The following is a 13,247-nucleotide window of genomic DNA, read 5'->3' as shown; positions in this document are numbered from 1 at the left end:
GGTTGCGCAAGTTCTGGGCACTCAGGTATATAATTCCCTAATCTAACTGGACCTGTGGCCGTGTGTTTGATGGAGGACGGGTCCGGCATGTTCACGCAGATGCGTCTTACGGGGCTGTATGACCTTTATGGCCAAGGACTTGCGGGTGGGAGGAGTGTAGTCGATATGTTCGGCGAATAGAGCGTTCAGGTCTTCTCGGAATGTTCGGATCCGGCGCAGCATTGTCATGTACCAAACAAACACCGTGTCCGCGACTAGGTGTATCAGGATCATCCACTGGTTGTTGAGCACGAACCAGCCCGCGAGGGTCGCTATCGCGACGGCCCCGAGTGTCAACACCACACAGCGTCGGCGAGCCAGTACCAGATCTCGGTGGGCAAGCTCGTTTCCTCCGTAACCGTGGTGGTCCGGGGCCCATCCCACAGTGGGGGTTATTGCGTTTTCGTTGTTCAATGGCTGCGAGGAACTGGAATCCAGGCCGCCATCAGCAAGGCTGTGACTATCCCGATCAGCCAAATATATAGGTATGAGGAAAATCGCCCATACAGTCCCTACAGCCACAAACAGAACCCAAGGCATCTCCGAGGACCCTTCGCTAACTCAGAGGCAGCCTATATCCCCAAACCACTGACACCAAGGATTTCCAAAACGGTTACGTCCAGGAAGGATCGCTCCGCTGCGGTGCAAGGAATCACCATCCATCGGGCTGGGGCGGCCCTTAGACACACACTGCTAGTAGCAGACCCACCGCCACCGCTTCTCGGTGGATGGCCCCGCCCGACGAGGAGCAGTCCGAACTGGACCGGGGCGGCCCAAAGGGGCTCATCGTATTTCAGTGGGGAGTGACGATGGTGAGTAGATCCCAGTTGGGTTTCCCGGCGTAGAGGAGTGCCCGGATTCGGTAGTTCGCGAAGTTGCGGAACCCGAACGCTGCCCGCTTGACGCGTTTGATGAGGTTGTTGAGCGCTTCGGTGGGTCCATTGGTCACCTTCGAGATGTGCCAGTTGGCGATCTGAGGCGCCCAGCGGACGATGGTTCGGCCCAGTTTGTTGATCTCGGGTGGGCAGGATTCGTCTTGGAGGTCGTCTCCGAGTTGGAGGACGTAGCGGAGGGCGGTTGGGATGCTGTCGATGTCGTAGATGCCCGAACGGTCTCTTTGGCGTGCCAGGCTATGCGGACTTCTCCGTGGGGGTCGCCGGCTGTGAGGAGGCCACGGAGCCGTGTCCGGCCTCGGTCGCTGATCCGCTCCGAAGCGGAGGTGAGAAGCCGCCGTATCCGATACAGCGGGTCACCCTTGCGGCCTCGGTGCCCAAGGGTTTCGTTCTGGGTTCGGCGTCTTACCTCGTCGAGACGCTGGTTAGCCAACCGGATGACGTGAAATGGGTCTGCGACCTGAGCGGCGTTCGGTAATACGCGGTCCGATACGGACCGGACAATGTCCAACACGGCCCAGCGGATCCCGTCTCGCCACTCCGCCGGTTGTGACCGGAACCACCGGGCGGCGCTCTCCGCCGTTCGACCAGCCACTATATCGATCAGCTGGCGGCCTCCCACATCAACGACAGAGGTGCACCACTGCTTCGTCCGCCAGCGGCCCTGACGCCAGAACAGCGTCTCGTCCACCCCCACAGCCTCCACCTTCCCTACTCGGTCTGTGTCTGCCTCCAGACCCGTGGGCGACGCGTCGTAGGACTTGTAGGAGGTTGTTGATCTCTTCGATGGGTCCGTTGGATGCTCGTCCGCTGTTGTGGTAGGCCAAGATTTCTTCTCCCCAGGAGATGATGGTGTCGACGACGTCGTGGTATTCGGGGATTTGGCCGGTGTCGTATAGGTCAGCGAACCGAGCAAGCGCCTGGTTGGCCCCGTCGAGGTCGTCAGCCTCATAGAGTCGGTAGAGCTCTTGGAGAGCATCCCACGCCGTGCGGAGCCGGGGGTAAGCCTCGAACAGTGTCTCCAGATGCTTGCGATGGGCGTCGGTGAGATGGTCTTCTCTCCGTAGTAGGGCGAAGCGCGCTCGGAACAGGTCCGGCTCGAACGCTGGGGGCCGCTGGTCGGGGTCGCGGCGTTGGAGTTCTCGTCTCACCAGAGTCAAGCCTTCGGTGAACCAGTAGGGTCGGACCGGGGCGCCGTGCCGATGTTTCTATCGGTCGGTTTCCCCGGTCCGCGCCTCCGAACCGGACGTGCGGCTTTCACCGCATCCGGCTCTCCGCGGGTCGGTTGGTGTTGACGGTTGGTGGGTCCAGGGGGTGGGGATTCGTGTTCCCCGGTAGCGGTATCGGGTAACCCTGACCGCGGCCGGGTTGAACAGCACCACGTTCCCGTCGGATGGCCACCATCCGGTATCGAGGTATTGGCGTTTCAGTTGTTTCCAGTTGCCACGGGGGTGTTTGTGCCGTAGCCAGGTGAGGACTCTCCGCCATGTGTAGTAACGGAGGTAGCCGTAGGTGGCTGCGGACACGCCGTGCCGGAAGTAGCTGGTCCAGCCTCTCAGTACCGGGTTGAGTTGCCGTAGTAGGTGTTCGAGGCTTTGGCTGGTGGTCTGGCGGGTGATGGCCTTTATCTTCCTCTTGATCGAGGCGACCGACTCCTTGGAGGGGTAGGTATAGATATAGGCCTTACCGCTTCCTCGTTTGTGGTCCCGTTTGATACGGAACCCGAGGAAGTCGAAACCGTCGTCGATGTGGACCACTCGTGTCTTGTCGTCGTTCAGGCGTAGCCCGATCTCCGATAGCACCGCTGCGACCTCGGCCCGTCGCTTGTCGGCGTCTTGGCGGGTGCCGAGCACCAACACGGCGAAATCGTCCGCATAGCGGACTAGCCGGTAGGTGGCGAACCCCTTGGACCGTCGATAGCTTCGAGCCTGGGCGTTCTTACCGAACCCAGCCCACACGTCGATGAAATGATCATCGAGGACTGAGAGGGCGATGTTGGCGAGCAGCGGTGAGAGTATCCCACCTTGAGGGGTTCCGGTCCAGGTGTCCCGATCAACGCCGTCCTCTCCGAGGACACCCGCCTTGAGGAACGCCTTGACCAGGCCCAAGACCTTCTTGTCCGAGACACGACCCCGAATCCGCTCTATGAGAGCGGTGTGGTCGATCTCGTCGAAACATGCCTTGATGTCCGCTTCCAGCACCCACTCATAGGAGCTGGTGCAGTAGTGGTGAATCTCGGCGATGGCGTCCTGAGCCCGCCGGTTAGGTCGGAACCCATACGAACACGGCTGGAAGTCCGCCTCAAAGACGGGTTCCAACACCAGTTTCATTGCCGCTTGCACGACCCGGTCCCGAACGGTTGGTATCCCAAGGCGGCGTAGCTTGCCGCCCCGCTTCGGGATGGTCCGCTCCCGCACGGGCAACGGTTGAAACGTTCGGGCCTTCAGGTCGGCTCGAAGCTGTACCAAAAAGCCCGTCACAGTGTGTCGTGCCTCGATGGAGCGGACGGTCTGGCCGTCTATCCCACCGGTGCGGGCACCTCGGTTCCTGCGGACACGATCCCACGCCACCTGGAGAGTGGCCGGATCGTGCACCAGGTTGTAAAGATCACCGAAACGGCGACCCGGATCGTCAGATGCCCAACGATGCAGCTTGGTTTGGATCTCCAGTACCCACACCGACGCCTCCTCCGACGTCGGCCACAGAGCGCCCGTATTCACGGGCGACCTCCTGGCATTCCAATCCCAACACTGCTGACCCGCTGCCTCCCTTCGCCATGTAGCCGGCTTTCCCGACCTCGGACTACTACGGAGGCTCCGTCCCGACCCGACGCTATCGGTCGGCGGTGGACCTGCCCTCCGCCGCACTGGCAGCGCGGCGGGAGGGACAACCCCGGATCGGTTCCCATGTTCACTTTGTTCCGTTCGACGAGGGAGACGCCCAGCTTTTCTCCTGCAGCCTCGCTCTCCGGTACGCCACAGACCTTCCCGGAAAGCCTCCCCACCGGCGCACGCAGCCGGTTACGGAGTCGCCGTCCACGCCAGTAGTAGACGACGTGCACTGCTGCCCGGCCCACATCCGCCAGATTCGAGCCGGTTCCACGCTTGAGGAGGTTCTGACACTGGTTCACTACTGTTGTTACACCTTCTCGTCTTGCTTGCCGGACCCGGACCGTCTGACGGTGCCGACCCGTCCCGGCGTTGTCGGAGCTGCTTCCCGCCCAAAGTCCTGCACCCCCAAGACCCGGACTGCTCCCAGCTTCAGCGGACTGCTGTGACAGACCACCGGCAAGGGTCTCGCACCCTCACTCGTAAACAAAGCGCCTCATGGCGCACGCGAACCACATGGAAGCGGTCCAAGACGTGGCGGGCTGTGGGCAGATACTGGGCGATGGCGGCCTGATACGAGCGTGACCCGTCTGTGACGACTATCTCCACCCCACGGCACCAGCCGGGTCCCTGTTCCCGAAAGAACCTGGCCAAAGACGCTTTGGTGCGTCCTGGGATCATCGCCAACACCTGTTTGGTGTCCCCACACGCAACCACGGTCACATACCGGTGCCGACGCCGAATAGATGTCTCGTCCACCAACAACACCCGACACCGCCGAGCACGGCGCCGCTTCGCGACCCGAGCCGACTCAGCTCTCACCAGGCCCATGATCCGATACCACCCCACCCCATGACGGCGCGCCACCGCCCGAACCGACATCGCCCTTGCGTCTTGGACCAGCCGGTGAGAAAGCCGCGGGTGAGACTGCCCTGGAACTGGTCGTGGTCTTCAAGGTGACGCTCCTCACAGTTGCCGCACCAGAACCGCCGACGCCGCCACACCAACGTCGTGCGCCGGCCGCTCACCCCAAGATCCCTCACCCGCTTCACCCGCCTATCCCACACCCTGTAACAGCGGAACCCGCAACACGGGCACCTCGACCAGCTCCGAGACGACTCCACCTCGACCTCGAGACGGTCAACCGAGTCGACCCCCCACCGCCCTCACGCGAACACCTGACAGGTGCAGATGTCCACATGTACAAGTTCTCCGGGGGCAGTCCCGCTCGTAACGGATAGGAACACCGGCCGGCCGGCCCAGTCCCACAACCGGGCTAGCCCGCGGCGTTGGAGCACCCGCATAGATCGTGGAGTGTGGTGTCCCAAGCGGATGGCCACACGTAAGGCCCGGAGGGTGACGCGTCGGCGACGGTCCGGCGCGAAAACGGTTAGATTCGCTGGGCCTACTGGGAGTTGCGCCCTCGGAGCGTCGTAGCGGCCGGGGTCGAGTGGCCTGGCCTTTACTTTCCTACGCGTCGGCTAGTTCTTCGCTCCTGGCCGGCTGGGGCGGCGCAGAGGCCGATCTAGTAGCCGGCGCACTTGCCGGATCGATGCGTGCCGTCGTGGTCGGTGCCAGGGTGGGTGTGTTTCGGGTTGCCGGCGTGCCAGTGAGTACATCCCTCATCCAAAGACACCGGAGTGCTGATCGTGGGCGCCCTGGTTGTGGCAGTGGCGGAGGACACTTGGATGCCTACCTCGCCACAGTTCTCGAGCCATCTAGTCATCACAGAGGCCTCGGCCTGGTCCATGGCCAGGTCGTAGGCCGCTTTGATGTCGCGTGTGAGGGTCACATACGCGCACCAGCGGCCGGCAGGGATGTCTGCGGTGGGCCACTTGCTGCTACCGGCGCCCCACTCGGCGATGTCGCGGTCGCCCTTCGATCGGTTCAGCCCCGCAACAGCCACGACCAGGTTGTCGCTGTCAGCGCCGAAGGTTGCCCACTGGTCGCGGGGAAGTCCCGACTCGCAAGCCTCCTTGGCGGCAACGACGTGCTCAACGTCGAAGCCGCCGCCGTCCCCAACCGGATGGCCGAGATAGAAGGACCGGTCGTGGGCTGCTATCACAGCGGCCCGGTTGTAACTGTCGAACGGCTCCCGGCTGTAGCCACAGTCGGCGTTCTCGGGAGCGATGCGTACACCGATGGTCCCAACCGCCGGAATAGTCGAGGCCGGCGGGGCGGTCGTTGTCGTAGTAGCCGATGCTGTGGTGGCGGGTGTAGTTGCTGGCGCCGTGGTGGTTGCCGATGCTGTGGTGGCTGGTGTAGCTGCTGCCGAGGTGGCGGATGTGCCTACTTGTCCGCAGCCAGCGACTAGCAGGACCAGGATCCCAACCGCTGCCCATCCCATGGTCCTGCGCACACCACCAAGGCTACTCATCCCACCCCTCGTCCGCGGCGTCCTTCGAAGCGTCCGTCTGCGGATCGTCTGCTTCGGCAGTGACGGCCCCGTGAGCGGCGAACTCGGCGGCGATTGCTCTGCGAAGTACGTCTCGGAGGCAGGCGAGTCGGTCTGGGCGACTCCCCCCGGCGTGTAGGTGGTATCGATAGGCTAGGACACGGCCGTGGGCGGTGCCGAAATCTTCGTAGCTCCCGAGGCCATCCCCCGAACAAGAGTTCGTAGGGGTGCAGGAGTCATTAGGGTCTCTCAGTTGGGCGCGTCGTCGTACCGGTATTGCACAGGACCCCGACCACTAGGAACTCTTGCGTAATCTTCATGTGAACCTCCCGATACGACCAGCATCATGGCGGTGGACGCCCACCCAACATTCCCATCGGGCAGGCCCTTGTCCGTTCAACGCCGACGTGGTGGACATGTCCCGCCTATCTCTTCCGCCGCCGGTTCCGCGCACCGCGGTCGGCCTCATGGCGCGAGCGGCGCCTTCGCCACCGGACAACCAGTCTGATCAGAGTGTGGAATACGAGCGTGAGCACTGCCGTGGCGACTATGACAACCAGAAGGGGAGTCCGGAACTCCCACCAGAATGCCCGGACCGTGACATCCTCGAGGTTCTGGTAAGCGAGAAAACCGACAGCCAGGGCCAGCACGATCAGCATTACCAGACCCCATCTGACTCGGTGTCTCAGCCGCTCGGGGGCCTCGGTGGATGGCGGTGCAAAGCCATCTACAGTTGACGGTGCAGGACGCTCAGCAGTCGGCGGCGCAGAACCCTCGGCAGTTAGCGGACGTTGTGTTGGCTCCTCGGTCATGTCAGTGTTCCTCCCGTCGGCTCCGAACTCCCTAGCCTTCGCGACGGTGACTCTAGCCAACAGTTAGCCTCCGATCACGAAGCAACCACGATCGAGAGAGCGGCTGGCACGTTCTTATTCCTCCCAATAATAGGACGAGGTGTAGACACGGACCATCGAATGAGGGTCACCCGGCGCTCCCGGCGCCATGTGATCCTCGACATCCACGCCGGGAGTGTCGGGAGCGGATGCGAACAGGTCCTCTCTGTCAGTGAGATGGCCTGGGGGGGTGTCCCTGTCTTGTTGTCAAGCCGCTTCGGGCAGTTTCTCGGGTTGGCGGGGTTGGTAGGGCGTTTGGGTCTTGAGCATGGCCAGGATGATGTTGCAGCGTCGGCGGGCGACGCAGATGACCGCGGCGTTGTGGTCTTTGCCCTGGGCGCGTTTGCGTAGGTAGTAGGCGCGGGCGTCGGGGTCGTGTTGGGTAGCAACGAACGCGGCGATGAACATGGCGTTTTTGAGTCGGTGGTTTCCGCCTCGTGATCGCCCTGTTCGGTGGCTGCGGCCTGATTGTCGGTCCACGGGGGCTAGGCCGGCGTAGGCGGCTAGCCGGCCGGGGTTGGCGAACCGGTGCGGGTCGCCGATCTCAGCCAGGGTTCGAGCTCCGGTTCTGGGCCCGAACCCGCACATGCTGTTAAGGACTTTTCCCAGCGGATGCTCCAAGAACGCCTGCTCGATGTCAGCTTCGAGGCGTTGTCGGCGGTCGATGATCCGGTCCAGGTCGGCGGCCAAGTCGCCGATTGTCTCGCCCCAGGTTGCCTCGGCTGGCACCGTGACGGTCTGGGAGCTGAGCGCAGCCCAGATCTCGTTGGTGAGTGTGTTGGCGGTGCGCTTGGATCGCTTGGATATCAGCGTCCGCACCCGGGCTTTGCCGGCGGTTCGCAGCGCTGTGGGGGTGGGGTATTTCACCAGCGCGGCTCTGAGACCAGGTGTCGACATCAGCCTTTCTCCCACGGCGCGTTCCAGAGCCGGGGACACGGCTAATAGGGCGTCTCTCAGGCGGTTCGCGGCCCGAGTAGCGTCGGCGGCCAGGTCTGTGTCCCGACCGTTGAGGATCCGCAGACGGGCCAACAACTCATCGGTGATAGTGGTCCAGGTCAGCCGATCGGCGTTACGCCAGGCGAAGTCGGCCAACACCTGCGCGTCCTTGGGGTCGGTCTTGGCCGCACCTGCGTAGAGGTCGGCAGCTCGGCGCATCGCTAGGCCGGTGACATAAGCCACCGGAATCGCCATCTCTGCGGCGACGGTGAGGGTCAGCACAGCCGCCGACGAGGTCATATCAACCACCAACGCCGTGCGGCCGTGGTCCCCAGCGTCGTCGATCATCCGCCGGATCGCTGATTCGTCGTTGGGAACCGCTCGGGCGAACAGCGCCTCACCGCTGGCCGACACCGCACAGGCGTAATGCTTGCCCTTGGCGATGTCTATACCGACGAACACTCCGGGAGCCGGCGTAGGCCTCTCACCCATCAGCTGGTCCTCTCTAGTCGCAAACTCCTTTCGGCAGCTACTCGAGGGCACCAACGCCTCAACCACTTTACGAACCAGCCCCCTGTCGGTGCATGTCCCTGTAAGAGGTCGCAGGCACCCAACCACGGCGGGTGGCAACACCCCCCAGGCCATCTCTCTGACAGGGGGACAAAGCCCTGCCCGCCGCGGCGAGCAACCAGCCCCGATACTCACACATCAGAGCTACTCAACAAGGTAAAGGGTGTTGCCACCCGCCGTGGTTGGGTGCCTGTGGCCTCTAAAAGGAGACATTGCACCGACGCGGGGGTGGGGGCGCGAATGGTTGTATCTCCCTCATCTTCGTAGTGTTGGTTGGAGACGCACACCCCATAGGTATAAGGGCGGAGCATGTATGAACCGGACCACCACAACCACGCCGCGGGACCCGCCCGCCGCCAGGCTCTACTCGACCAGATTGAGCGCGGCGGCGAACTGCCACTGATGACCCTCTCGTTCGCGCTAATTCCCCTGGTCACCGCTTTGCTTTTCTGGGAGCTGCAGCCCTCGTCTCGTGCCGTCGCATTCGCCTGTACTCTTGCGATTTGGGCGGTCTTTGCCGTGGAACTGCTCATCAGGCTAGCCATCGCTCCCCGGCGCGGCTACTACCTCCGGCAGCACTGGCTGGATGGGCTCATTGTGCTGCTGCCGGTCGCCCAGCCGCTAAGGGTGATTTGGATCATCAGTCGCGGATCGCGGGCTCACCGCTACCCGCTACGACTCGCCCACGTCGATTTCCTTGGGGTTTACGCCGTCGGCCTCGTGCTCGTAATCGCTACGATCGTCACCTCTCTAGAGCGCGGGCATGACTCATCCATCGACTCTTTCCCTGACGCCCTGTGGTGGTCGATCGCCACCGTGACGACGGTTGGCTACGGCGACGTCGTGCCGGTCACGGCTCCCGGGCGCGCCTGCGCCTACGTGCTGATGCTAGGCGGCATAGGGCTCTTCGGTGCGCTCACCGCCAACTTCGCATCGATGCTGGCCCGGCGCGAGGATCCCGCAAAGGCCGGCCTCGCCGCGCTCCGAGATGAGGTGCGAGATCTGCGCGCTGCGCTTGAGCGCACGCGGGAACGCGACGGCTTGGGCTGATTCCTTGCCCGAGTATGTCTCGCCCTCTCTCTGCAATGCTCTCAATGAATGCGGCCCTTCGTCGGTAGGGTTTGCCCTCGCTGCTCGGTTGAGGGGATGGCCAACGAACGGCTCGGCGAAGAACCCACAGGGGTCCAATACTACCGGAGGCGCCGAGGGTTGGGGGGCGTTGTCAGGTCAGGCCGGTATCCGCCCCGAGCGGTGATCAAGGTCGAGGGTGGCCGCTGTGCGACTAGCAGAGGACGGTCGGCGGGGCCGCACAGGCTCGAGTCTGAATCGGTCTGGGATCGGAAGCAGCGCAGTGAACCCAGTGCCGGCCCGTGTCAGGTTCCGGCAGTCTCGCGCATGGCTGTCAGCGTTGAAGCCACTGTGGTCAAAGAATTGGGCCCAGGCGCGGGGGCAGGGCGGTGCTGGCTGCGGTGGTCGGCCACGGCGTGTTGGTAGACCTCAAGCCTGATCCGCTGTCTTTGACCGCTTCGAGGGCTTCTATAGACCCGGCTGAGGTCACTCTACGCTCGGCGTCCGACTCCGCCAGACAGTCGGACTATTGTAACCAATACACGATAACCGACAGGTGTAGGCAGGAGGATTGTCGACATGACGCAAGGCAACGGCGGGACTACCACCCAAGCGAGCAACAGTAGGGGGAAGGTCCAGCTTGCTAAGGTCGGGCGGTTTGCGGCTCTCAGTGGCATAGGTTCGATAGTACTCGGTGTCCTCATGTTCCTTTGGCCAGGACGAACGCTGCTTATCACAGCTGTGCTGCTCGGTATCCACTTGATTGTCTCCGGTCTCAGCCTCATAGTGGCGAGGGTCAACGCGGGACAGGGTATAGGCCAGAAGATCTTGGGGATCATCGCCGGTGTCGCGACTGTAGTGATCGGTCTTGCGGTGCTGCGCCTCCCGGGCCTGACCCTGGCGGTTGTCGCTCTGTTCGTGGGAGCAGCTTGGTTGGTTTCGGGTATTTTTGAGGTGATAGAAGCGGTCACGGACAGCGACACCCATTACCGAGGAATCCAGATCGTGGGAGGACTGGTCACTGCCGGGGCGGGCTTTCTAATTCTCGTGGCGCCTCTCGGGTCGCTGTTCGCTCTCGCAGTTTGGGGCGGGGTCTTGATGATCGCGGTCGGTTTGGCTCGGCTGTTGGTGGCCATGCGGCTACGTAGACTGAAGCGCTCTTAATCCTACCGGATGAAGCCGCCTCGTCCCTGACCGCGCGGGGGTTCCGGGCTCAGATCACGATATGGATTGGGAGCACCCGGCGCGCAGATCCGCGTACCTGGAGAGTTGCCCCGCTCTTTCGGACAGTTTGATGATTACCCGGTATTCGTGGAAGTCGAGACATTTGAATCTGTTGGTTTGCTGACCCGAAAAGGAGGGGTCTGGTGACATATCGATGTCCGCCCGAGTTCCGCCGAAGTTTTCTGGACCTTGTGGCTGCTAGCAGGTCGGTGGCGTCTCTGTCAGCTTGTCTTGGTGTTTCTGACCAGACCATCTACAACTGGCGACGCCAGGACGCTGTCGACCGAGGCACCTAACCGGGTCTCACGTCTTCGGTAGGTCGGGTGTTGGTAGCAGGTCCGAAGGGTAACAGGAGGGGTGATACAATGAGAGAAGCTACCCAGCCAGTGCCGCCGAGTCGTGGGCTGGTCACCTCCGCGCTAGGAGTGGCCATCTGCAACCGCCAGCCCGACTCGGCAACGGTCATGCACTCCCGACCAGGGCACCCGCCTCACCTCCGTGGCCGCTAGGCTCATCATGAGGGTTGCTATACTCTCGCGCCGGGTGCCTCCCTGGTGACGGGCGCGAAGGTCATTCCCTGGTGCCGGCGTTAGTAACTCAACTCGATACCGGAGATCCTCACCGGGGTGGCACCTCCCTCGTGGGTACCGCTCCCCGCTCAAGGGATTTACTCCTTGACCCTCCGCCCTCTGGCCTCTGGGAGCGGTACCCTCCGCCCTGAGCCGCCTCAGAGGAGCAATGTCTTGGCACCCATCCCTCCGCCCCAAAGACACCCCTCGGATTGGGGAACCACTCGCTCCGCCATCTTCGATATCGTCCACCAGGGTCGGCATCAGGGGTGCGGGTGCTCCGCGCCGGTGAGAGATCGTGTGCTAGATGCCCTTGAGCTTCCCAAAGACCGGCGCGGGGTAACCCGGTAGAGGTATAGCCCGGGGGGGTGGCGCGGGCCGCCCCGAGCGCGTCCACAAGGAAGGGACATGGGGCGGCAGGCCGCGCCGGGTCGGAAGTCCTACCGGGGTGTTGGGCTTCCGCGGAATCGGAAACGGCCTTCCCCCGAAGTGTCACCAGGGCCCGGCGCTCGACCGTAAACGGGCTCTGCTGGCTGCGGTCGAGTGGCCACCAGGATGGCCACCAAGTCGAGGGCCTCGACTCTCAGGCCGGGATGATCGTCTGAGCAGCCACTACTGCAAACCAGACAGGCCCGTTGCCACAAGGCTGTGCCAGAACTCCAGCCAGGCAGCCCCGTCCTCGCCCGTAATGACATCAACACCCAGTCGATGTCCTTCGTTGTTCACCCCAACTGCTAACAGCAGCGCCACGTTCACGACACGGGCCCTGAATGAGTTCTCTACGGGTCGCCGTGTTCATGGGGTTCATGGCCAGCTGTCATTGGTGGGAGCTGGGAACGGTGCCGGTTTACCACACAAATGAAGTCGGAACCGCTGCTCGTAGGGTAGGGCGCCGGTTTGAGGGGCATTGACGCTGCTCTCACGAAGAGGGTATCAACTCACACATGACGCCTGTGGGCGTAAAGCAGACGAGGAGGCCTTTCTCAAAGCGTGTGGTCCGGAGATACGCTTCCGTTTGTGCCCGGTGGGCTGGGGATATTTTCGCCCCGGTCTTTAGTTCGACAGCCAACTCTCCATCGATGACGAAGTCGAGACGCTGCAATCCTACTGCTACACCCTTGTAGAGGATTTCTACGTAGGCTTCGACAGCGAACTCCAGGTTGGGATGGGTGGTGCGCATTTCGTGGGCCATGGCCTTTTCGTAGACGTCTTCTCGGTATCCGTAGCCGAGTTCCTTCCAGACGGTACGGGCGACCTCTCCAACGGTTTCGATCATTGCGTCCTCTTTCCTCCATGCGGGATCCGCATCAGCCGGAATCTACACTGCCATCGGCGGGGGCCGTGGCGGGGGTCGTGCTCAATTCTGCGAGTTCCCACGCCGGCGAGTGGGCGCATCCGTAATGGCCCGAGGGGAGAACCGGTGACTGACCGCCTGGTGTGGGGTGGACCTGGAGACGGCGGGCCTCGACCCGGCGGCCGATCAGATCTTAGAGGTAGATGTGGCCGTCACCGCGCCCGACCTGTGCATAGTGGCCGCCAGCGAGTGGGTACTGGTCCAACGGGGCTTATACCAGGATGCCGACGGCAACACCATTACTGGCCCTGCGCGGATTCGTGGGATGGGGGGCCTGAAATCCTTGGTTCGGGGGTGAGGCCTCGCTGAAATCGGTGAAGTACCAATTCGCCGATGCCAGGAGGCCTCGATGTCTGATGTTATGTCCGTTCGTCAAGAGGCTGGCCAAAGTGCCAGACCAGGGCGGGCGGAGAGCACACGGACGAGGCCGAGCCGGTAGACCCAGCGGGTCAGCACACCAACAGATTCAAGTGTCACGACT

Annotated in this window: 12 protein-coding genes and 2 pseudogenes; 3 read left to right on the top strand and 11 right to left on the bottom strand. The window is 62.8% G+C overall.

Annotated elements, in window-relative coordinates; translation table 11 throughout:
• Nucleotides 1–832: 832 nt before the first annotated feature.
• The 9 genes and pseudogenes from ACOQPD_RS07720 to ACOQPD_RS07680 all read right to left on the bottom strand — a co-directional run bounded on the left by ACOQPD_RS07720 (nucleotide 833) and on the right by ACOQPD_RS07680 (nucleotide 8,473).
• On the bottom strand, nucleotides 833–1,123 hold the full coding sequence (locus ACOQPD_RS07720; protein WP_420614366.1) for a transposase: 291 nt from the start codon (nucleotides 1,121–1,123) through the stop codon (nucleotides 833–835).
• 68 nt (nucleotides 1,124–1,191) lie between these two features.
• Nucleotides 1,192–1,623, bottom strand: a pseudogene (locus ACOQPD_RS07715) (ISL3 family transposase); the annotation flags it as partial.
• A complete protein-coding gene (locus ACOQPD_RS07710) occupies nucleotides 1,556–2,083 on the bottom strand; it encodes an ISL3 family transposase (RefSeq protein ID WP_420614303.1) in 528 nt (175 codons plus the stop codon). The gene ACOQPD_RS07710 and the pseudogene ACOQPD_RS07715, both read right to left, overlap by 68 nt.
• Nucleotides 2,084–2,140: 57 nt before the next feature.
• Nucleotides 2,141–3,652 (bottom strand): group II intron reverse transcriptase/maturase, encoded by a 1,512-nt coding sequence (gene ltrA, locus ACOQPD_RS07705; protein ID WP_420614302.1) that lies wholly within the window; start codon nucleotides 3,650–3,652, stop codon nucleotides 2,141–2,143.
• Between the two features lie 540 nt (nucleotides 3,653–4,192).
• Complete coding sequence (locus tag ACOQPD_RS07700; RefSeq protein ID WP_420614301.1) at nucleotides 4,193–4,591, bottom strand: ISL3 family transposase; 399 nt, start codon at nucleotides 4,589–4,591, stop codon at nucleotides 4,193–4,195.
• A complete protein-coding gene (locus ACOQPD_RS07695; RefSeq protein WP_420614300.1) occupies nucleotides 4,579–4,884 on the bottom strand; it encodes a transposase family protein in 306 nt (101 codons plus the stop codon). Before ACOQPD_RS07695 ends, ACOQPD_RS07700 begins: the two co-directional genes overlap by 13 nt.
• A gap of 401 nt (nucleotides 4,885–5,285) precedes the next feature.
• Nucleotides 5,286–6,137 (bottom strand): hypothetical protein, encoded by an 852-nt coding sequence (locus ACOQPD_RS07690; protein ID WP_420614299.1) that lies wholly within the window; start codon nucleotides 6,135–6,137, stop codon nucleotides 5,286–5,288.
• 443 nt (nucleotides 6,138–6,580) lie between these two features.
• Nucleotides 6,581–6,814: a hypothetical protein gene (locus ACOQPD_RS07685; RefSeq protein ID WP_420614298.1), complete on the bottom strand. Its 234-nt coding sequence runs from the start codon at nucleotides 6,812–6,814 to the stop codon at nucleotides 6,581–6,583.
• 438 nt (nucleotides 6,815–7,252) lie between these two features.
• Entirely contained in the window at nucleotides 7,253–8,473 is a 1,221-nt protein-coding gene (locus ACOQPD_RS07680) for an IS110 family transposase (protein WP_420614169.1), read from the bottom strand.
• Nucleotides 8,474–8,860: 387 nt separating this feature from the next.
• On the opposite strand from ACOQPD_RS07680, the gene ACOQPD_RS07675 reads away from it, so the two are divergent.
• The 3 genes from ACOQPD_RS07675 (at nucleotide 8,861) to ACOQPD_RS07665 (ending at nucleotide 11,139) form a co-directional block, all read left to right on the top strand.
• Nucleotides 8,861–9,601 (top strand): potassium channel family protein, encoded by a 741-nt coding sequence (locus ACOQPD_RS07675; RefSeq protein WP_420614297.1) that lies wholly within the window; start codon nucleotides 8,861–8,863, stop codon nucleotides 9,599–9,601.
• Between the two features lie 597 nt (nucleotides 9,602–10,198).
• Nucleotides 10,199–10,783: an HdeD family acid-resistance protein gene (locus ACOQPD_RS07670; protein WP_420614296.1), complete on the top strand. Its 585-nt coding sequence runs from the start codon at nucleotides 10,199–10,201 to the stop codon at nucleotides 10,781–10,783.
• Nucleotides 10,784–10,986: 203 nt separating this feature from the next.
• Nucleotides 10,987–11,139 carry a transposase gene (locus ACOQPD_RS07665; RefSeq protein ID WP_420614295.1) on the top strand — a complete coding sequence of 51 codons (153 nt, stop codon included), beginning with the start codon at nucleotides 10,987–10,989 and terminating at the stop codon, nucleotides 11,137–11,139.
• An 888-nt stretch (nucleotides 11,140–12,027) separates the two neighbouring features.
• Here ACOQPD_RS07665 and ACOQPD_RS07660 read toward each other — a convergent pair.
• Together ACOQPD_RS07660 and ACOQPD_RS07655 are read right to left on the bottom strand one after the other, a co-directional pair.
• Nucleotides 12,028–12,174: pseudogene (locus ACOQPD_RS07660) on the bottom strand (transposase); the annotation flags it as partial.
• Nucleotides 12,175–12,331: 157 nt separating this feature from the next.
• A complete protein-coding gene (locus ACOQPD_RS07655; protein WP_420614294.1) occupies nucleotides 12,332–12,688 on the bottom strand; it encodes a GxxExxY protein in 357 nt (118 codons plus the stop codon).
• Nucleotides 12,689–13,247 lie beyond the last annotated feature (559 nt).

It is taken from the genome of Candidatus Spongiisocius sp., assembly GCF_965221825.1.
Lineage (GTDB): Bacteria > Actinomycetota > Acidimicrobiia > Spongiisociales > Spongiisociaceae > Spongiisocius.
The sequence above is the reverse complement of the archived record's forward strand: the minus strand, read 5'-3'. Positions and strand labels throughout refer to the sequence as shown.

Bases quoted from the DNA above. Each gene is read 5' to 3' on its own strand.
- ACOQPD_RS07700 (WP_420614301.1), bottom strand. From the start codon at position 4,591: ATGGGCCTGGTGAGAGCTGAGTCGGCTCGGGTCGCGAAGCGGCGCCGT.
- ACOQPD_RS07690 (WP_420614299.1), bottom strand. From the start codon at position 6,137: ATGAGTAGCCTTGGTGGTGTGCGCAGGACCATGGGATGGGCAGCGGTT.
- ACOQPD_RS07685 (WP_420614298.1), bottom strand. From the start codon at position 6,814: ATGCTGATCGTGCTGGCCCTGGCTGTCGGTTTTCTCGCTTACCAGAAC.
- ACOQPD_RS07680 (WP_420614169.1), bottom strand. From the start codon at position 8,473: ATGGGTGAGAGGCCTACGCCGGCTCCCGGAGTGTTCGTCGGTATAGAC.
- ACOQPD_RS07675 (WP_420614297.1), top strand. From the start codon at position 8,861: ATGTATGAACCGGACCACCACAACCACGCCGCGGGACCCGCCCGCCGC.
- ACOQPD_RS07670 (WP_420614296.1), top strand. From the start codon at position 10,199: ATGACGCAAGGCAACGGCGGGACTACCACCCAAGCGAGCAACAGTAGG.
- ACOQPD_RS07655 (WP_420614294.1), bottom strand. From the start codon at position 12,688: ATGATCGAAACCGTTGGAGAGGTCGCCCGTACCGTCTGGAAGGAACTC.